Here is a 21,680-nt window from a genome sequence, read left to right on the forward strand (position 1 = left end):
TTATGCGTAAAAGCGCACTCATATTAGGTTTAATGCTGATGGCCGGCGCCGCTGCCCGTGCAGAGGTAACATTGCCCAACATATTGGGCAACGGCATGGTTTTGCAACGCAACAAACCCGTACCCGTTTGGGGCACCGCCGCGCAAGGCGAAAAGGTGACCGTTAAATTTGGCAAGCAAACCAAAACTGCCATGCCCGATACCGCAGGCCATTGGCAGGTATTGCTGGACCCAATGCAGGCATCGGCCAAGGGCCAAACAATGACCATCAGCGGAACCAATACCATCAAGCTGGATGATATTTTGGTGGGCGAGGTTTGGCTGGCTTCCGGTCAGTCTAACATGACGTATGAGATGCGCAAAAACAGCAAAGTGCAAAAACCAGACAGCACGAGTAACTGGCCGGTTGACGAGCTGAAGTATGCGCACAACCACATGCTGCGGATTTTCCTGGTAACCAACAAAAACCTGCGCAAACCAGACACCACACATGCAGGCTGGGCAGTTGCAGAGAATGCTGCTTTAAGCAATTTTTCGGCTGTTGGTTATTTCTTTGCCAAACACCTGAACGAGGATTTGAAAGTGCCGGTGGGTATTATCGCTTCATCAAGTCCGGGTAGCCGTATTGAGCCTTGGGTGTCTCGTGAGGCTTTAGTTAATGAGCCTTATTTCAAAGAAAATAATATCAGAGTTGATGGCGATCCCGGTAAGTTTTATGACAACATGATTCAGCCACTGGCTCCCTTTGCAATCAAAGGCATCTTGTGGTATCAGGGAGAGTCTGGCGCTTATCTGAATGAGAATATCACTTACGCCTACAAAATGGATGCGCTGATTAACAACTGGCGCACTTTATGGAGCGATAAAAAATTGCCGTTCTATTATGTGCAGATTGCACCGTTCCGTTACTCAACAGTAAAAGACCCAGTTAAAAAATATACCATCTATACCGAACCTGAACTGCGCGAAGGCCAAGCTCAGGCGCTAAAAATTCCTTACACGGGTATGGTGGTAACTACCGACCTGAATGAGAACCTGGATAACCTGCACCCACATTACAAGTGGGAGATCGGTCGCCGGTTAGAATTGCAGGCCATGGCTAATACTTATGGTGCTAAAAATGTGGTGCCATCGGGCCCGTTGTATAGCGGAATGGCCACATCAGGCAATAAAATCGTCCTCAGTTTTAAATACACCGATGGCGGGCTGATAAGCCATGACGGTAAACCGCTTACAAATTTTGAAATTGCAGGCAGCGACGGCGTGTTTGTTCCCGCCCAGGCTGAGATAAAAGGGGATAAAGTATATGTATCGGCAGCGTCTGTTAGTCAGCCAACAGCAGCACGTTTTGCCTGGGACGAGGCGGCAAATCCAAACTTTTACAACAAAGCAGGTTTGCCGGCAGTGCCTTTCAGAACCAATACCCCTTACGTTTTTAAACCTATAACAAACTAAAACCTAAAATGATAAAACTAGTACGTAAACCATTGTTGCTTGCGCTGCTGGCCGCCGCAGGATTGAGCGCCCGCGCGCAAAATACACAGGTGCAATACCTATCAGGTACCAGCAGCGACCATACCGTTGACTGGGATTTCTTTTGTACCGCTGGCAATAACTCCGGCAAGTGGACCAAAATTCCGGTTCCATCAAACTGGGAGTTTCAGGGCTTTGGTAAGTTTAACTATGGTTTAGATAAAGATACCCTGCGTTTAAACGAGAAGGGTATGTACAAGCATGAGTTTACTGTGCCTGCTGCATGGCAGGGCAAAACCATTAACCTGGTTTTTGAAGGCTCAATGACCGATACCGAAGTGAAACTGAACGGCAAAAGCGTCGGTGCAGTTCACCAGGGATCGTTCTATCGTTTTAAATATGATATTACCAAACTGCTCAACTACAGCAAACCAAACTTGCTGGAGGTAACGGTTTCAAAAGCATCGGCCAATGCATCCGTAAACGGTGCCGAGCGTAAGGGCGATTTCTGGGTATTCGGCGGTATTTTCCGTCCGGTATTGCTGGAAGCGGTGCCGGTATCCCACCTGGAAAGCTGGGCGGTTAATGCCAAGGCTGATGGCAGCTTTACCGCACAGGTAAAACTGACAGATGCTAAAGCAGGATCGGTATCGGCACAAATTTATACGCTGGCTGGACAGAAATTCGGTGCGCCATTTACCTCACCGGTTAAAGCAGGCGATACTTCTGTATTTGTAAAATCTCGCCTGGCTGCACCTCAATTGTGGACGCCTGAAACGCCAAATCTGTATAACGTAGTATTTACTTATACCGAGGGCGGCAAAGCGGTGCATACCGTAAAACAACGGTTTGGTTTCCGTACCGTTGAACTGCGCCGTCAGGATGGTATCTACGTGAACGGCGTGAAGGTTAAGTTTAAGGGGGTCGATCACCACTCATTCTGGCCTACAACCGGTCGTGCCATGAGCAAAACCCGCAGCATAGAGGATGTGAAGATGATCAAATCGATGAACATGAACGCGGTGCGTATGTCGCACTATCCGCCGGATACCCATTTCCTGGATGTGTGTGATTCATTGGGCGTTTTTGTTCTGGATGAGCTGACCGGCTGGCACAACCATTACGATACCCCGGTAGGTTCAAAACTGGTAAAAGAAATGCTGACCCGCGACGTGAACCACCCATCCATCGTAGTTTGGGATAATGGTAACGAGGGCGGTTTCAACTTCGATCTGGATCACCTGTTTAAAGATTACGATCTTCAAAAACGCCCGTTGATCCACCCGTGGACAACCTTCGAGGGCACCAACACCCAGCACTATATTAATTATGATTACGGTACGTTCACTGCGCTGCATGGTCATGACGTATTTTTCCCTACGGAGTTTTTACACGGTTTGTATGACGGCGGTGCCGGTGCAGGTCTGGAAGATTTCTGGGAGCTGATGTATCATACCCCAATCTCGGCCGGCGGTTTCATCTGGGTTTTTGCTGATGAAGACGTAGTGCGTAACGATAAAGGCGGCATGCTGGATGGCGACGGCGATCACGCGCCGGATGGTATCCTCGGTCCGTTCCATGAGAAAGAGGGCAGCTACTTTGCCATCAAACAGATCTGGAGCCCGGTACATATTGAAGACCGCGATATCACCCCAGAGTTTAACGGTCAGTTGCGTATTGAGAACCGTTACCTGTACACCAACCTGAAACAGTGTACCTTTAAATATCGTCTGGCTAAACTGGGCAATCCATACCAAAAATCAACCACCCCAGATAAATCTGGCCCGATTGTAGCGCCCGATGCAGCGCCTGGTCAGTTTGGTACCCTGCAAATGGGTTTACCGGCAGGCTGGTCGAACTATGACGTGTTGTACCTGACTGCTTACGGTCCGGATAAAAACGAACTGTATACCTGGAGCTGGCCAATTGTTACGCATGATGCGGTAACCAAACGCATGATTACGCTGACCGGCGGTACTAAAGCAGAGATCAGCGAAACTGATTCGCTTTACAAAGTAAAAGCAAATGGCGGCCTGGAGCTGGAGTTTAACCGCAACAACGGTCAGCTGATGAAAGTGAAGAACGGCAAAGGCGGAATTCCATTCAACAACGGCCCGGTACTGGCAGAAGGTTTTGAGAAAACAGGTTTCCAGAAACTGAGTCACCGTTATGAAGGTGAGAACCTGGTGATAGAAGCCGAATACGAAAGAAAAGCCAATATGGCCGGTCTGAAATGGACCATCTATCCATCTGGCTGGGTGGGCATGACCGTGAAATACTGGCCGATAGGCGAGGAAGGCAACATGCTGGGCGTAAGCTTCTCTTTCCCAGAAAAAGATGTTAAAGGCGTAAGCTACATGGGCGATGGTCCGTACCGTGTATGGAAAAACCGTATGAAGGGTGTAACCATGAACGTGTGGGATAAAACCTACAACAACACCATCACCGGCGGCGGCAAAGTGGAGTATCCTGAGTTTAAAGGCTACTACAGCAACCTGTACTGGATGAAGCTGAACACCAAAGAGCAACCGATTACCATTGTGTGCGACAGTCGCGACGTATTTATGCGTTTGTTCACGCCGGCGCAACCGGCCAAAGTGTACAACACGGCACCTGCGTTCCCATCGGGCGATATCTCGTTTATGAATGGTATCACTCCAATCGGCACCAAATCACAGAAAGCCGACAAGTTGGGTACCCAGGGTTTCCCGAACAAGTATTTTGATTATTACAAAAACGTAGATATGGCGCTCACCATCAACCTTTACTTCGATTTCTCGGGTAAATAAGGAGATGGCCAATACCTACACACAATTATACGTGCACATCATTTTCGCGGTCAAAGGCCGCGAAAATTTGATTGGCAGTGGCAATCGCGAGGAATTGCATAAATATATTTCGGGGATTGTTGAGAAGCGCGGGCAGAAATTGTTGGCGGTGTTTTGCATGCCAGATCATACGCATTTGTTGGTTGGATTGAAGGGTGATATCAGTGTGTCAGATTTGGTAAGAGATGTAAAAGCCGGTTCGTCAGGATTTATTAATGATCAGCGATGGGTACGCGGCAAGTTCAATTGGCAGGAGGGCTACGGTGCGTTTTCGTATTCAAAAAGTCAATTAGATACCGTGATCAATTACGTGTTGAATCAGGAAAAACATCACGGCGTGCGTTCATTCAAAGATGAATATTTGGAGTTATTGCACCGGTTTGAGGTGGAATATGACGAACGGTATTTGTTTGAGTGGTATGTGTAGTTAGGTTTAGCCAACAGGCCGCCCCTTTGGGGCTGATGCAATTGGTTAACGTTTTCTACAAACAGGTCGCCCCTCTGGGGCTTGCCTGGCATATCAAGAATGACCCACATGCCCATTTGCCAATAAAAGCCCCAGCGGGGCGAGCTATTTGTAGAAATGTGGTTCCTTGCAAATAAAAGCCCCAGAGGGGCGACCTGTTTGTAGAAATGTGATTTCTCAAAACAGAGCTCCGTAGGAGCGGCCTGTTGGCTAACAACGTTTAAACGATTGCCACGCTAACTTTTTGACATACGATAAAACAACACCAATTAATACGGCTAACCACCGCTTATAAAACTTAAATGAAAAAACTAACTACCATAATCATCATTGCCCTGTGCCATCACCTGGCATTTGCGGGTGTGGGATTACAAAATCTGCGCTGCGAAATGCTGACGAACCCGCAAGGTATCGGCACCGCCAAACCGCGACTGAGCTGGCAGATCGCTGCCGATGCACGCAACACCAACCAGGTAGCTTATCAGGTATTGGTAGCATCAACCCCAGGAAAGCTGGCTGCTAATACCGGCGATTTGTGGGACTCCAAAAAGGTGACCTCATCGGCCTCTATCATGGTGCCCTACGCTGGACAGGCATTAACCAGCCGGGCTGCATGTTTTTGGAAAGTACGCGTGTGGACCAGCACCGGGGCCAGCGAATGGAGCCAACCGGCTCAGTGGACCGTAGGCCTGCTTAACCAAAGCGAGTGGACTGCTAAATGGATCGGCGCGGAGCATGGTTTCCCGTGGGATAGTATTGCTAAGTTCTCACGTTTATCAGCACGCTATTACCGCAAGCAGTTTGAGGTAAAACCGGCTCTGAAAAAAGCTACCGTTTATATTGTTGGTTTAGGCCACTATGAACTGTTTGTAAACGGTCACCAGATTGGTGATCAGGTGCTGAACACTCCTCCAACCGACTATACCCAATCGGTTATCTCTAATACTTTCGACGTTACTAAAGATATTAAACAAGGCGCCAACGCCATTGGTACGGTGCTGGGTAATGGTCGTTTCTTTACCATGCGCCCTATCTATAAGCCACAAAAGATCAAAGAATTTGGTTATCCAAAAATGCTGCTGCAATTGGAGTTGCAATATACCGATGGCTCTAAGCAAACCATTATTAGCGATGGCAGCTGGAAGTTTACAGCCGATGGCCCGATCCGCGCCAATAACGAGTACGATGGTGAGGAGTATGATGCCACCAAAGAGTTTGCCGGCTGGAACCAAACTGGCTTTAACGATAGCAAATGGCTGAACGCCGAACTGGTGAAAAGTCCGGGCGGCAAGATAGTGGCGCAAATGAACGAGCCAATAAAAGTAATGGGCACCGTTAAACCTGTAAGCCTGAAACAACTCCAAAATGGGGAGTGGGTGATGGATATGGGACAGAATTTCTCGGGATGGCTGGTAATGAAAGTGAAAGGTAACCGCGGCGACAAGGTGACGCTGAAATATGCCGAAACCCTGAAACCTGACGGGAGCCTGTACATTGCCAACCTGCGCGATGCCAAGGTGACCGACGTGTATACCCTGAAAGGTGGCGCCGAAGAAACCTGGAAACCGGCTTTTGTTTTCCACGGATTTAGATATGTATCGATAGAAGGTTATCCCGGCAAGCCGGAGATGAGCGATTTTATTGGCGAGGTGGTGTATGATGACCTGCCAACTATCGGTAGTTTTGAAACTTCAAACCCTTTGGTAAACCAGATCTATAAAAATGCCTACTGGGGTATCCTGAGCAACTATAAAGGTATGCCGATGGACTGTCCGCAACGTAATGAGCGTATGCCATGGTTGGGCGACAGAGCGGTAGGCTCGCTGGGCGAGAGTTTCATTTTTGGTAACGGTAACCTGTATGCCAAATGGCTGGATGATATTGAGCAGGCCCAGAAACCAGACGGCGCCATCCCTGATGTGGCTCCGGCTTACTGGAATTACTATAGCGATAACATGACATGGCCAGGTACTTACCTGCTGATTGGTGATATGCTGTATCGCCAGTTTGGTGATGCCGCACCAATTAAAAAGCACTATGCCTCCATGAAAAAATGGATGGATTACATGCGCAACAAATACGGTAAAGACGGCCTGATCACCAAAGATAAATATGGCGATTGGTGCATGCCGCCAGAGAGCCTGGAACTCATCCACGCTAAAGATACCTCGCGCATTACGGCTGGGCCGCTTATTGCAACGGCCTATTATATTCACTTCCTTGATCTGATGAAAAAGTTTGCCACCCTGTCTGGCAAACCGGATGAGGCCAAGGCCTGGACCGCGCAGAAAGAGAGCATGGAGAATGCGTTTAACAAAACGTACTTCAATAAACAAACCTATCAGTATGCCAACAACACGGTAACGGCCAACTTGCTGCCGCTATATTTCGGTATCACGCCGGCGCAGTACCGCCAGCAGGTGTTTAAAAATATTGTTGATAAAACGGTGAACGAGGGCCACGGGCACATCAGTACCGGTGTAATTGGCACGCAATGGATCATGCGCGGACTGACCGAATACGGCCGCCCTGATCTGGCCTGGCAAATGGCCAGCAATGAAGATTACCCGGGTTGGGGCTACATGGTAAAACGTGGTGCCACTACCATCTGGGAGCTATGGAATGGTGATACCGCAGATCCGGCCATGAACTCGCGTAACCACATCATGCTGCTGGGCGATTTAGTGGTTTGGTTCTATGAAGATCTGAGTGGCATTAAGCCTGTTACCCCAGGCTATAAAGACATCGTGATGTATCCGCAAACTACCAAGGGTTTAGACTATGTGAAAGCATCGTACCAAACTCCTTACGGCGAAGTGAAAAGTAGCTGGGAAAACAAAAGCGGCTTTAAGTGGAACGTAACCGTTCCGGCCAACACCACGGCTACTGTTTATGTGCCTGCGTCATCTGCTAACGCGGTGACTGAAGGCGGTAAGAAAGTACCGGCGGATGTGAAATTTATAAAAATGGAAAACGGTCGCGCTGTGTTCCAGGTAGGTTCTGGCACCTACAACTTTGAGAGTAAATAACCAATCACCATAACCAATAACCATTAATGAACAGTATGAAAAGATCAAAATTGTTTTTAATCGCGGCAGTAGCACTGCTGTTAAGCTGTGGTGCATTTGCACAGGCACCGGCTGCTAAAACTGCACCGTCACCAGAAGCTGCTGCTAAAGCTGATGCAGAGGTTGATAAGAAAGCCAGCGAATGGGCTGCTTCACTTACACTAAATGATGCTGCTAAAGAAGCCCGGGTTAAAGACGTAATAGCTACCCACCTGAAAGCCGTACGCGACTGGAACAACGCACACACTGCAGACGAAGTGCCTGCCGGTATTGATCCATTCAGCGGTAAACCGCTGAGCGCGATGGACCGTCAGATCATTGTGCTTTCATCTATCCCAAAATCAGTACATGAAAACCTGATGACCGGTCTGCGTAAAGACCTGACCGAGGCACAGGTAGAAGCTATTCTGGATAAATACACCATCGGTAAAGTTGCGTTTACCCTGAATGGTTATAAATCAATCGTTCCAGACCTTACTCCAACCGAAGAAGCTGCTATCTTAGCTAACCTGAAACAGGCACGTGAGCAAGCGGTAGATTTTAAAAACGTAAAACAGATCTCGGCTATTTTTGAGATCTACAAAACTAAAAACGAACAATACCTGAACGAGCATGGCCGTAACTGGCACCAGCTGTTCAGCAATTACGTTAATGCCCAGAAAGCTAAAAAAGCAGCAGCAGCTGCTGCCGGAGGCGACGCGAAAAAGAATTAAAGTTAAAATATTTCGACACAACAAATTCCCCTCTTGAGAGGGGGCGCGTTGTAAGGTGCGGCTGCAGGGGTGTGTTAGTCAGCATGAATAAAGGACACACCCCTACACCCCTCTCAAGAGGGGAATCGCACAAGTCCTTGCTCGCATGAGCTATAAATTTTATACCATAGCGATGGGTTTTAAACCTATCGCTATCATTGCGAAATAGGCCACATTTGAATAACAGAATGAAAAAGAAACTATTAATACTAGCAGCGGCCCTGACCATAGCGGGGCAATCTTTCGCGCAGCTGAAACTGTGGCAGAAAGGTGTAGTAACCGACGAGTTTATTTACGAGAAGGCACCATATCCTGAGTGTCATGCCTCAACCATTGCAGAAACGCCTACCGGCTTTGTGGCATCGTGGTTTGGCGGTACCAAAGAGCGTAACCCTGATGTTTGTATTTGGGTGAGCCGTTTGGTAAACGGTAAATGGACCGAAGCCATAAACGTTGCTAACGGTATTCAGAATGACACTTTGCGTTACCCAACATGGAACCCGGTATTGTACCAGATCCCAGGCGGCGATTTGCTGTTGTTTTATAAAATAGGCCCGAGCCCATCAACCTGGAAAGGTTTTATGCGCAGCTCTAAAGACGGTGGTATCACCTGGTCTGAGCAGAAAGCGTTGCCTCCGGGTTTCCTCGGCCCCATCAAAAATAAACCGGTACTGTTGAAAGACGGTGTTACGCTGATGAGCCCTTCAAGCACTGAAGGAAACGGTTGGCAAGTACACTTTGAGGCCACCAAAGACTGGGGTAAAACCTGGACCATGATTGGCCCTATCAACCCACCGAAAGATTCTGTTAACGCTATTCAGCCGAGCATCCTGTTCCATAAAGATGGCAGTTTGCAAATTTTGGCTCGTAGCTTAAACCGTGCAGTGTTGACCTCATGGTCTAAAGACAAAGGCAAAACCTGGTCGCCATTAACTAAAACATCTCTGCCAAACAATAACTCTGGTACCGATGCAGTAACCCTGCAAGACGGCCGCCAGCTGCTGGTTTATAACCACGTACTGCCTCCGGGTAAACTGACCAAAGGTGCGCGTACCCCGCTTAACGTAGCTATCTCTAACGATGGTGTTAAATGGTATGCGGCTGCTATTCTGGAAGATTCGCCAATCAGTCAGTATAGCTATCCTTCTGTAATTCAGGCTAAAGATGGCAAAGTGCACATTGTGTACACCTGGCGCAGGCTGCGGATCAAACACGTTGTGATTGATCTGTCTAAAGTGCAGTTGAAAGAAATTAAAGACGGCGTATGGCCTGCCATGACTGGTTACACCGCACCTGTTGTAAAAGACGGTAACACCAAAGAATTATAAGATTTAAAACGATGAGAAGGTTAAAAGCGATAGTTGCAGTTTGTGCCGCCCTGTTGGCCGGCACTGGCGCCTATGCCCAGCAAAACTCTGACGCCGGTTATCCAAAACCGCTGAAAGAGGTGCTGGCAGAGATCCAGGATCGATACAAGGTAAAGATCAAAACTGATGAAAAACTGATGGCCGACAAAACGGTGACGTATGCCGAGTGGAAGTTTCGACCGGATGTTGACCAGACGCTGGAAAATGTGCTGTCACCGCTTAACCTCAAAGTAATTAAAGATTCGCCGGGTAACTACAAACTGAGTGAGTTTCAGTACTGGAACTGGCCTGTAGAAGACGGCTGGAAACAGCTGGACAAAATAGCCTCGCAATACAACGATAAAGCCTCGTTCGAGGCGCGCAAGGCACTGCTTCGTCCGCAAATTTACGCGGCACTGGGCCTGTCGCCAATGCCGGCTAAGATGAACACCAAGCCTATCATCACCCCAAAACGGGTTTATGATGGTTACAGTGTAGAGAACATAGCTTTGGAAATTTTGCCTGGCGTTTATATCAACGGTTCATTATACCGTCCGTTGAACGTTAAAGGGAAAATTCCGCTGATGCTCTCGCCTGATGGTCACTGGTATCAGCACCGTTTCCGTGCCGATTGCCAGATCCGTTGTGCCACCCTGGCGCGGATGGGGGTAATGGCCTACAGCTACGATGTATTTGCCTGGGGCGAATCTGGCTTGCAATTTAAATCTTCTGATCACCGTAAGGCGCTGGCCGAAACTATCCAGGCGTTGGGCGCTATCCGCATTCTGGATTACATGCTCTCGTTGAAAGAAACCGATCCGGAGAGGGTAGGTATCAGCGGCGGCTCTGGTGGTGGTAGCCATACTGTACTGATGACCGCGCTTGATACCCGCATCAAACTGAGTGCACCGGTAGTTGCGGTATCATCCTACTTCTACGGTGGTTGTCCATGCGAAAGCGGTATGCCGGTAGCACAATGTGGTGGCGGTACCGATAACGTAGAACTGGCTGCCATGTCGGCTCCACAACCGCAATTATTAATTTCTGACGGCAGCGACTGGACCGCCCACATGCCTGAGCATGATTTCCCTTACCTGAAAAAGGTATATGGTTACTATGGTGCGGCAGACAAAGTAGAGAACGTACACTTACCAAATGACAAGCACGACTACGGTCCGTCAAAGCGCTTCCCGCTGTATGATTTTGTGGCGCGTAATTTCCACGTAGATATCAACAAGATTAAAAAAGACGGCAAGATCGACGAGTCGCACACCACGATTGAGAAAGAACCTCAGTTGTATGTGTTCGGCGATCACGGCCAGAACCTGCCAAAAGATGCCATCCACGGTTTTGACCAGCTGGAGAAAGTATTTGCGGCAGCGACAGGGAAATAAAGATACCTGGCTCGCTCACTCCCCCATTTGTCATTTCGACGACCGAAGCTGGGGATAGAGCGGCGCGGAGGAGAAATCTTATACGATTGACAAGCCACGAACCAAACAGGCAAAACGTATAAGATTTCTCCCTTTGGTCGAAATGACAAGAAGGTAATAGAGAATAAAACCTAACATGAAAAACAAATTCCTCCTAACAATATTAACCCTTGCCATAACCGGCGGTTACACCGCTAACCAGGCATCGGCACAAAGCAAACAGCGCTACAAAGTGGCTGTGGCTGATATTTACATCCTGAAACGCCAGAAAATCGGCGCATTTGAGCTGGCCAAAACCATTGGTACTGATGGCGTGGAAGTAGACATGGGCGGCCTGGGCGATCGCCCACATTTTGATAACCAGCTGACTGCTGATTCTACCCGTGATAAGTTTCTGGCTGCGGCAAAGGCAACGAACCTGGAGATCTCGTCTATTTCGATGGGTGGTTTCTTTTCGCAATCGTTCGCTAACCGGGCAGATGCGGTGAACCTGGCAACCGAGTGTATCAATACCATGGTAAGGATGAACGTAAAGATTGGTTTCCTGCCGCTGGGCATTAACAGCGATCTGGGTGCAAACCCAGAATATCGTCCAGCGATCGTATCCAAACTGAAGGAAGTAGGTAAAATTGCTCAAAAAGCAGGCGTAACAATTGCCATTGGCACTACGCTGAGTGCACAGGCAGATCTGGATCTGCTGAAAGAGGTAAACTCGCCGGCCATTAAAATCTACTACAATTTCCAAACCGCCCTGGATGCCGGCCGCGATCTGGAAAAAGAGTTGGAGCTGTTAGGTAAAAAGAATATCGCCATCATCCATTGTACCGATACCGATGGTAAATGGTTACAGAATGATCCAAAGATCGATCTGAAAAAAGTAAAAGCCACTTTAGATAAAATGGGCTGGAGCGGCTGGCTGGTAATTGAGCGCTCACGCGATGCTGCCGATGTGCACAACGTTAAAAAGAATTACAGCGCGAATGCGGCTTACGTGAAGTCGATTTTTCAGCAGTAATCAAAGGTTGTCATTGCGAGGAGGAACGACGAAGCAATCTCGTCTTAGGATAGTCGGAAATGCAAATCCGTCATGCATCCGACGAGATTGCTTCGTTCCTCGCAATGACAAACATTAATAAAAGAACAATGCAGTCGCTCGGCTCCAGCCGAGTGACGACTATCCCGCGGCCTCTGGCCGCCATAAGTACCAATAAAAACCGATGCAAACCGCCACAAAATACCTAGCCGCTTTTATGCTGAGTGCCATGCTCTCGGCAAGCGCATCTGCTGCCGATATCTGGGTGGCCGTAAACGGATCAGACCAGAATGCCGGTACCAAAGAACAACCCGTAGCCTCGCTAACCATTGCCTTGCGTAAGGCCCGCGAGTTGCGCCGTTTGAATGATGCCTCGGTAAAAGGCGGCATCACCATCCATATGGGGCAGGGTACCTACCAGTTGCAGGAAACGGTAATGCTTCGTCCTGAGGATTCTGGTACGGCAGATAGCCCGACCATTATTCAGGGTGATGGCGAGGCGCAAACTATTTTGAGCGGTGGTATAATGGTTAATGGCTGGCAAAAAGCAGGCGGCGTGAAAGGCTTGCCCGCAGCGGCCAAAGGTAAAGTTTGGGTAGCCGATGCACCGATGATAGGTGATGAGTTGATTAACTTTCGCCAGTTATGGGTGAACGATAAAAAAGCCACCCGCGCCCGCGAGGTAGATGCGCCAAAAATGAGTCGTATCCTTTCATGGGATCACAAAGCGCAAACCTGCTGGATTCCGTGGTCAAAAGCAGAACAAAAAATTATTGATCTCTCACAGATCAAAGGAATGGAAATGTTTATCCACCAATGGTGGGCCATTGCCATGCTGCGTGTTAAAGAAGTAAAAGTGCAGGGCGATAGCGCACGTTTATGGTTTGAACAACCAGAGAGTCGTGTGCAGTCAGAACACCCATGGCCTGCGCCTTGGATCTCTAAGAAGACCGGTAACTCACCTTTTTATCTGGTCAATGCATTGCAGTTTTTAGATCAGCCGGGTGAGTGGTATCTGGATCGCCTGCATCAGAAATTATATTATTACCCGCGTGCAGATGAGGATATGCATACTGCTAAAGCGGTTGTTCCTTATCTGGAAACGCTGGTTAGAGCTGCGGGCACTATTGATCATCCAATAAGTCATATCGGCTTCAAAAACATCAGCTTTGAACATAGCACCTGGCTGTATCCATCTAAAAACGGATTGGTACCGCACCAGGCCGGTATGTATATGACTGATGCCTACAAACTAAAAATTCCGGGCACGCCCGATAAAAAAGGGCTGGAAAACCAGGCTTGGGTTGGTCGCCCGGCTGCCGCGGTAGCTTTGAGCTATGTAGAAAGCACGGTGTTTACCGGTTGTCGTTTTGAACACATGGCCGCTACCGGTTTAGATTATGAGCGCGGTACCCACAACAATAAAATTGAAGGCAACTTATTCAAAGATATAGGCGGCACCGCCATTATGGACGGCGTTTTCAGTGACGAAGGCCAGGAAGTACACCTGCCTTACAATCCTACCGACAAACGCGAGGTAAGCAGCGGCGACCGCATCGAAAACAACCTGGTAAACGATGTAACCAATGAAGACTGGGGTTGTGTAGGCATAGGCGCGGGTTATGTAAGTAACATTACCATTGCCCATAACGAGGTTTGCGATGTTAACTATACCGGCATTAACGTAGGTTGGGGCTGGACTAAAACGGTTAATGCTATGAGCAATAACACAGTTTTTGCAAACCATATCCATCATTATGCACGCAATATGTATGATGTGGCGGCGGTGTACACGCTATCGGCACAACCGGGAACGGTGATCAGCAACAATTATGTAGATAGCATTTACAAGGCGCCTTACGCGCATGACCCGGTGCATTGGTTCTATTTGTATTGCGATGAAGGTTCGTCATACATCACCATGAAAGACAATTGGACGCCTGCTGAGAAATTTTTGCGCAATGCCAACGGTCCGGGCGATGTATGGGAAAATAATGGTCCGCAGGTAGCGGCAGAGATCAAAGCTAATGCCGGTTTAGAACCAGCCTGGCGCTGGCTGCTCAAGTACAGAACTGTAAACCCGGCTAACCAGCCCATAAACCATAAAGAATAAATGAGATTATTGAAATTAAAGAACGGCTTAGCGGCATTAGCGCTGGCCGTTTTGATTAACCTGTGCGCAGGTAATGTATGGGCCCTTAGCAGTCCGTTTGCTGCTATCGAGGTAATTGCCCCTGTGGGTAAAACCATTGATGCTAAAGCTGCCGTTAAAATTGGCGGTAATTTCGGTCTGCAGGCATCATCATTCTACACCTGGAAAAACCATTTGGTGGTGTATGGCAAGTTAACTCGCATAAACTTATTGCGCCATCAACTTGAAACAGCTTATCCAAAAACAGAGGTAAAAGTTTATCAAAACCCGTTTTATGATTTTGACCGTGCGCAGCGTTGCAAAACCGGCGTGGTGAAAGAGTGGGACAACATCCTGCTCACCGCCAACCTGGTGGCCGATCCTAAAATGCAAAAGGAATACCTGAATTACCATGCCACCCAGTTCCAGAAATGGCCGGAGGTATCGCAAGGGTTTTGCAATGCGCAGTTTCAGCAATTGCTGGTGTTCCGCAATGGGCGTCAACTGATGCTGATCATCAGCATCCCTAAAGGTGGCGACCTGGACAAACTTAACCCGCTTACCAGCAAAAACAACCCACGCGTTGACGAGTGGAACAAGCTGATGGGCAAATACCAGGAAGGCATCCCCGGTACTGCTAAAGGCGAAAGCTGGGTGTTTTTGAAGCCGGTAAAATGACCTCTCCTAAATCCTCTCCGAAGGAGAGGACTTGCATTGCAGTCGCTCGCGTCTACGCGAGTGACGATTATCCTGCGGCCTCTGGCCGCCGCTAGTTGACTTTTGAACGACGGCGGCCAGAGGCCGCGAGATAGCGTGTCACTCGGCTGGAGCCGAGCGACGGCGATAAAAGGTATACAGGATAGCCTATGAAACTAAAGCCGATGTTGTTAGGCATTTTAGTAGGCCAATAATAGAAACTAAAGAAAACGATCTTCCGGACTTTCGGACTTTCCGACTTCCGGACTAAAATACCATCATGCTAAACATAGGAATATTAGGATTAGGCGAAGGCCGCAGCATCATTTCGGCGGCGCTGGAAAGTAAAAAAGTTCAATTGAAAATGATGTGCGATATCAGCATCGAGATGTGCAAACATCGCGCGGCTGAGTTCAATTTTCACCATTATACTACCAGTTATCAGGAGATGCTGGATGATAAGGAGATTGACATTATTGCCATTTACACGCCCGATCACCTGCATGCACAACACATTATCCAAGCGCTGGAAGCCGGTAAAAATGTGATCTGCACCAAGCCGTTTATTGATGACCTGGGTAAGGCCGCCGAACTGATGCGCGTGGCCGAAAAATCAGGTAAAAAAATATTTGTAGGCCAGAGCTCACGCTTCTTTGAGCCGGCTAAACGTCAGCGTAAAGATTTTGAAGCCGGTTTACTGGGCGAGCTCATCACCATTGAGGCTTACTACCATGCAGATCACCGTTGGTTCCTGGAAAAACCATGGGCACTGGAACAAGCCTTTAAATGGTTGTACGGCGGTTTGAGCCACCCGATAGATTTCGTTCGCTGGTATTTGCCAGAGGTGGAGGAAGTAATGGGTTACGGCATGATCAGTAGCAACGGCAAAACCGCCGGACTAAAAAATGAAGATACCATGCACTTCATCTTCCGCGCTAAAGATGGCCGCATTGCCCGTGTGAGCGGCTGCTATACCGGTCCTACGCAACCTCCACTGCGCGATAGCGGTATGAGCACCGTATTGCGTTGTACCGAAGGCGCCTCACAAGCTGATTACCATGAACTGCGTTACTCGGTAACCGATAAAACCGGCGAAGAAAAAATTATTACCTGGGGCGATAAAGCCCTGAAACATTACTTCAGGTTTGAAGGCCAGAGCCACCACGCCGGTGAGTATCAGAATTATATGGAATACTTTGCCGATAGCATTGAACAAGGTTTTACCGCTTACCCCGATCTGAAAGAAGGCATTGGCACCGTGGCCCTTTTACAGGCTATGGACCGCACCCTGAAAACAGGCCAGCCCGTTAAAGTAGCCGATATACTGAAAGAATTTAACCTAACTCGCGAGGAATTAACCGCATGATATTAGCTGTAAGCAACATCGTATCCAAACTCACCACGCTCGATTATGTGATCGTTGTGGCCTACCTGGTGGTACTGATGATTATTGGATACCAGGCCAGTTTTAAAAAGAAAAAGTCTGAAGAAGATGAAACGCTGTTCCTGGCCAATAAATCATTGGGGTGGAGCAGTATTGGCTTTAACATGTGGGGCACCAATGTGGGCCCGAGCATGTTGCTGGCCTGTGCCAGTATCGGTTTTAAAACCGGTATTGTCGCTATCAACTTTGAGTGGTACGCCTTCATCTTTTTGATGTTGCTGGCGCTGGTTTTTGCGCCGCGATACATTGCATCCAAAGTATCTACCATGCCCGAGTTTATGGGGCAGCGCTATGGCGATAGCACCCGTAACATTTTGGCCTGGTACGCTTTGATCAAAATTCAGATCTCGTGGCTGTCACTCGGCTTGTATGCCGGTGGTGTGCTGGTGAGGCAAATTCTGGGCATCCCAATGTGGGAGTCGGTGGTGGTATTGGTAGCCTTTGCCGGTCTGTTTGCTTTTGCGGGTGGCCTTAAAGCCATTGCCAAAGTAAATGTTTTCCAGATGTTGCTCCTTATTGGTGTCTCGCTGATGCTGATGTTTATCGGTCTGCATAAGGCCGGTGGTTTAAGTACCGTTTGGCATAGTGTTCCGCATAATTACTGGAACCTGCTGCGCCCGGCTACCGATGCTGATTACCCTTGGTATGCCATTCTGCTGGGTTATCCGGTAGCGGCTGTGGCGTTTTTCTGTACAGACCAGGCCATGGTACAATCGGTATTAGGTGCTAAAAACCTGGAGCAAGGTCAGCTGGGAGTTAACTTCATCGGCTGGCTGAAAATCCTGTCGCTGCCGTTGTTCATCGGTACTGGTATTTTGTGTTACCTGTTGTTCCCTAAGCTTGATGACCCGAATATGGCTTACATGACCATGGTGACAAACTTGTTCCCTCCGGGCCTGAACGGTTTGGTAATTGTGGTAATGATTGCCGTTTTGGTAGGCACGGTAGGCTCATCGCTCAACTCGTTGAGTACCGTATTTACGATGGATATTTATGCAGAGAAGATCAACAAAGGCGCTACCAATAAAGACCTCATCCGCGTGGGCCGTATGGCTATCATCGTAGGTTGTATTTTGGCGGTAGGTGTAGTACTGGCAATAGATCAAATTAAAGGACTGAAATTCTTTGACGTGTTCCAGTCAATCCTGGGCTTTATTGCGCCGCCGTTGTCGGTAGTATTCCTGCTCACCGTGTTCTGGAAACGTACCACCAAACTGGCGGTTAATTTCACGCTGTCTATAGGCTCGGCAATTAGTTTGGGTATAGGGATACTGTATTTGTGGGTATTTCCGGCAGCAACCTATCATTTCTGGCCGCACTACCTGATGGTGTCGTTCTATACTTTCGCCATACTGTTTGTGCTTGCGGTGCTGATCTCGCTGGTAGATCCAAACCCGGTACGTTATGTGGCTACAGACGAAGATACCGCCAGCATTGCCAAACCAACCAAACGCGTAAAACTAGCATGGACGCTGCTGGTCATTGTGATGGTGTGCCTGTACCTTTTCTTTAACGGACATTGATATGAGAAGAAACCAACATAAAAACCTAATGAACGGGCTGAGCGCATTTTTGTGCTTCGGCCTTTTGTTTTTGGCTGATATTGCATCGGCACAGAAAGCTACGTGGATCTGGTATCCCGGCGATTACGAAGTTTGGTTGAGCAATAAAATGCAGGCCCGCCGTACCGAGCGTGGCTCGTTTTTGCCGCCGTTCTGGAAGCTGGACAGCCACTACGCGCTGATCGAGTTTCATAAAGATTTTGAACTGGCATCACCCGAGAAAGTAGAAATTTATGCTGATGGCCAGTACAACGTAAAGCTGGACGGTAAAGCGATCTCCGGATATCCGCACTCGCTGGATATCCCTGCCGGTAAGCACCGCATCAGCCTGAAAGTGTTTAACCAGGGCAACGTGCCGGCCATCTACGTAAAAGGCCCGCACCTGGTGAGCGATAACACCTGGGAAACCACCTTTGAAGATAAAGAGTGGATTGACCAAAGCGGTAAAACTTCAGACATCTCCGCCACCAAATATTTCCCTGCCGGTAGCTGGAACCTGAATGATCCTAAAACACCGCCGTCGGCTTTCAGCCTGCCAACCAAAGAGCAATCTGCTGTAAGCAAAGACAAAAAAGAGCATTCCATTTTTGTTGATTTTGGTAAAGAAACCTTCGGCTTTGTAAAACTCATCGGCCTGAAAGGTAAAGGTAAACTGAGCCTGCACTACGGCGAATCAAAAGAAGAAGCCATGTCGTTAGAGCATGGCGAACTGATGGACCCGATGGATGTGAATCAGGATAGCAAAACCGATTATATCATGCCGGGATCGCGCGCGTTCCGCTATGTAAACATTGTTTATGATGACAATGTGAGTCTGGATGATGTATCGATGCTATACGAGTACTCACCGGTTGAGCAGCGCGGCAGCTTTAAATGTAATGACGAAGAGATTAACAAGATCTGGGATGTAGCGGCTTATACCATGCACCTCAACACCCGCGAGTTTTTTATTGACGGTATTAAACGCGATCGTTGGGTGTGGAGTGGCGATGCTTACCAAAGCTACCTGATGAACTACTACTTGTACTTTGACTCGCCAACCGTAACCCGCACTATTTATGCGCTGCGTGGTAAAGATCCGGTAACCAGCCACATCAACACCATTATGGACTATACGTTCTACTGGTTCCTGAGTGTGTATGATTACTATCAGTACACCGGCGATAAAGCGTTCATTAAACAAGCTTACCCGCGCATGCAAAGCATGATGGATTTCTGTCTGGCCCGTCGTGATAAAGACGGACTGATGGAAGGCCTGCCGGGCGACTGGGTGTTTATTGACTGGGCCGATGGCCTGAGCAAAAAAGGTGAAGTAAGCTTCGAGCAGATGTTACTGTGCCGCAGCTTAGAAACCATGGGCCTTTGCGCAAACATTATGAATGATAAAGCTGCTGCTGTTAAATACAATGCTGCCGGTGCTGCTTTGAAGAAAAAGATTTTTGCTTACTACTGGAATCCACAGAAACAGGCTTTAGTACATAGCCGCGTTAATGGTAAGCAAACCGACAATGTAACCCGCTACAGCAACATGTTCGGTATCTTCTTTAACTACTTTAGCGATACCCAGAAACAAGAGGTTAAAAAATCGGTATTGCTGAACGATAAGATTCAGAAGATCACCACCCCATACATGCACTTCTACGAGTTGGAAGCACTGTGTGCCATGGGCGAGCAGGACTACGTGCGCAAACAGATCAAAGATTACTGGGGCGGTATGCTCAAATTGGGCGCTACCACTTTCTGGGAAGAATATGATCCGTTTAAAAAAGGTGCTGAACATTACGCCATGTACGGTCGTGAGTTTGGCAAGAGTCTTTGTCACGCCTGGGGTGCAAGTCCGATTTACCTGCTGGGTAAATACTACCTGGGTGTAAAACCAACCGCGCCGGGCTACAAACAATACAGCATTACCCCAAATCTGGGTGGTTTGCAGTGGATGGAAGGCAGCATACCAACACCTGATGGCGACATTAAGGTATACGCCAGCACCAAACAGCTGAAAATTGAAGGTGCTGCCGGTACCGGTTTGTTACGTTTCCGTAGCCAAACCAACCCAATGTGCAGCCAGGCCAAACCGGTATCAAAAGGTAACGGTTGGTACGAGCTGAGCATTGAGAAAGGTAAGAAGTATACGATTGATTATCAGGAGCTGAAATAAAAATAAAGGTCATCCCGAACTTGTTTCGGGAACCCACAGGACATTCCACATGCAACGCCCGGCTTTGCATGTGGGGTGCCGAAACAAGTTCGGCATGACGTGGGAGGGCAGAATTAAGCCCTGCTCGCAATGACAAATAGGTGAATAAGATACAATGCAAAAAATAAAAAGCTACTCGGTTTACACGGCTAAGGCTAAACTGGAAAAACCCATTGCCGATGCCACGCACGTGCTGACCGAAATATCCTTCATTGTGCTACGCATCCAGACCGATGGCGGCGTAGTGGGCGAGGGCTACATGCTCAGCTTTCAATACAGTCCGCAGGCTATTGCCGGGGCCATGAAGGATGTTGGCGAGATGCTGATTGGTGAAGATGTTTGCGATACGGTAAAAGTTTTTGAAAAACTGAACCATGCGAACGAGTACTTCGGCCAGGAAGGTATTAACCGCTGGGCGCAGGCCGCCTACAATATTGCTATGTGGGATGCCTGGTGTAAAATCCTCGGTCGGCCGATATGGAAAGTGCTGGGTACATCACGCACTTCGGTGCCGCTGTACGGTAGTGGCGGCTGGATCTCGTACTCGGTAGAAGAACTGATTGGCGAAGTAACCGACTACAAACAGCGCGGCTTTCAATCGGTAAAAATAAAAGTAGGCAAGCCCGATTGGAAAGAGGATCTGGAGCGCCTGCGCTTAGTACGCGAGGCCGTAGGTAATGAAATTGGTATTATGATGGACGCCAACCAGGGAATGACTGTTCCTTCGGCGCTGGCGTTGGCCCGTGCTGCCCGCGAACTGAACATCTACTGGTTTGAAGAACCCATTAACCATGCAGATTTTGAGGGCTACCGTTTGCTGCGTAACCAGGCCGGCATCTCGTTGGCTATGGGCGAGCGCGAATATTCATCATTACCACTGAGGGAGCTATTGACCCGCAATGCCATCGATATCTGGCAACCCGATATTTTAAGAATAGGTGGCGTAGAAGCCTGGCGTGATAGTGCTGCTTTGGCCGGAGCGTTTAACATCCCGGTGTTGCCGCATTATTACAAAGACTATGATATTCCATTGCTTTGCACCATCCCGAACGGGGCGGGCGCAGAATCATTTGATTGGATTGACCCGCTGATTGATCATCCGATTGCGATGACCAACGGCATGGCCGTACCGCACAATCGACCAGGCTGGGGTTTCAGCTTTAAAGATGCGGTGCTGAATGAGATATAGACCTCACCCCGGCCCTCTCCGAAGGAGAGGGAGATGAAGGGTAAGGGGAATGAAACAAATAAT

The 21,680-nt window shown here is 48.5% G+C and carries 14 protein-coding genes; all 14 read left to right on the forward strand.

The genetic code is table 11. The features are described 5' to 3' along the window. The first annotated feature begins 2 nt into the window (after window positions 1-2). The 14 genes from ABZR88_RS01055 to ABZR88_RS01120 all read left to right on the forward strand — a co-directional run bounded on the left by ABZR88_RS01055 (window position 3) and on the right by ABZR88_RS01120 (window position 21,617). Window positions 3-1,454 carry a sialate O-acetylesterase gene (locus ABZR88_RS01055; RefSeq protein ID WP_107829238.1) on the forward strand — a complete coding sequence of 484 codons (1,452 nt, stop codon included), beginning with the start codon at window positions 3-5 and terminating at the stop codon, window positions 1,452-1,454. Window positions 1,455-1,462: 8 nt separating this feature from the next. After that, window positions 1,463-4,261: a glycoside hydrolase family 2 TIM barrel-domain containing protein gene (locus ABZR88_RS01060; RefSeq protein ID WP_107829237.1), complete on the forward strand. Its 2,799-nt coding sequence runs from the start codon at window positions 1,463-1,465 to the stop codon at window positions 4,259-4,261. A gap of 4 nt (window positions 4,262-4,265) precedes the next feature. Further along, window positions 4,266-4,727 carry an IS200/IS605 family transposase gene (gene tnpA / locus ABZR88_RS01065; protein ID WP_107829236.1) on the forward strand — a complete coding sequence of 154 codons (462 nt, stop codon included), beginning with the start codon at window positions 4,266-4,268 and terminating at the stop codon, window positions 4,725-4,727. A 341-nt stretch (window positions 4,728-5,068) separates the two neighbouring features. Further along, the gene (locus tag ABZR88_RS01070; protein ID WP_107829235.1) at window positions 5,069-7,795 is read left to right on the forward strand and encodes a glycoside hydrolase family 78 protein; all 2,727 of its coding nucleotides are present in this window, start codon (window positions 5,069-5,071) and stop codon (window positions 7,793-7,795) included. A 35-nt stretch (window positions 7,796-7,830) separates the two neighbouring features. Beyond that, complete coding sequence (locus tag ABZR88_RS01075) at window positions 7,831-8,547, forward strand: DUF3826 domain-containing protein (protein WP_107829234.1); 717 nt, start codon at window positions 7,831-7,833, stop codon at window positions 8,545-8,547. A gap of 227 nt (window positions 8,548-8,774) precedes the next feature. Continuing rightward, window positions 8,775-9,914 (forward strand): exo-alpha-sialidase, encoded by a 1,140-nt coding sequence (locus ABZR88_RS01080; RefSeq protein WP_107829233.1) that lies wholly within the window; start codon window positions 8,775-8,777, stop codon window positions 9,912-9,914. A gap of 11 nt (window positions 9,915-9,925) precedes the next feature. Further along, window positions 9,926-11,326, forward strand: a complete 1,401-nt coding sequence (locus tag ABZR88_RS01085) for an acetylxylan esterase (RefSeq protein ID WP_107829232.1) — start codon at window positions 9,926-9,928, stop codon at window positions 11,324-11,326. Window positions 11,327-11,501: 175 nt separating this feature from the next. Further along, window positions 11,502-12,380 carry a sugar phosphate isomerase/epimerase gene (locus ABZR88_RS01090; RefSeq protein WP_211309832.1) on the forward strand — a complete coding sequence of 293 codons (879 nt, stop codon included), beginning with the start codon at window positions 11,502-11,504 and terminating at the stop codon, window positions 12,378-12,380. Window positions 12,381-12,582: 202 nt separating this feature from the next. Further along, the gene (locus ABZR88_RS01095; RefSeq protein WP_245917067.1) at window positions 12,583-14,511 is read left to right on the forward strand and encodes a hypothetical protein; all 1,929 of its coding nucleotides are present in this window, start codon (window positions 12,583-12,585) and stop codon (window positions 14,509-14,511) included. Further along, window positions 14,512-15,207: an L-rhamnose mutarotase gene (locus ABZR88_RS01100; protein WP_107829230.1), complete on the forward strand. Its 696-nt coding sequence runs from the start codon at window positions 14,512-14,514 to the stop codon at window positions 15,205-15,207. A gap of 298 nt (window positions 15,208-15,505) precedes the next feature. Beyond that, the gene (locus ABZR88_RS01105) at window positions 15,506-16,591 is read left to right on the forward strand and encodes a Gfo/Idh/MocA family protein (RefSeq protein WP_107829229.1); all 1,086 of its coding nucleotides are present in this window, start codon (window positions 15,506-15,508) and stop codon (window positions 16,589-16,591) included. Beyond that, a complete protein-coding gene (locus tag ABZR88_RS01110) occupies window positions 16,588-18,192 on the forward strand; it encodes a sodium/solute symporter (RefSeq protein ID WP_107829228.1) in 1,605 nt (534 codons plus the stop codon). The genes ABZR88_RS01105 and ABZR88_RS01110 overlap by 4 nt, the downstream gene beginning before the upstream one ends. Before the next feature lies 1 nt (window position 18,193). Continuing rightward, complete coding sequence (locus tag ABZR88_RS01115) at window positions 18,194-20,389, forward strand: alpha-L-rhamnosidase C-terminal domain-containing protein (RefSeq protein ID WP_245917066.1); 2,196 nt, start codon at window positions 18,194-18,196, stop codon at window positions 20,387-20,389. 154 nt (window positions 20,390-20,543) lie between these two features. Further along, on the forward strand, window positions 20,544-21,617 hold the full coding sequence (locus tag ABZR88_RS01120; protein WP_107829227.1) for a mandelate racemase/muconate lactonizing enzyme family protein: 1,074 nt from the start codon (window positions 20,544-20,546) through the stop codon (window positions 21,615-21,617). Window positions 21,618-21,680 lie beyond the last annotated feature (63 nt).

This window comes from Mucilaginibacter yixingensis (genome assembly GCF_041080815.1).
Classification (GTDB): domain Bacteria; phylum Bacteroidota; class Bacteroidia; order Sphingobacteriales; family Sphingobacteriaceae; genus Mucilaginibacter; species Mucilaginibacter yixingensis.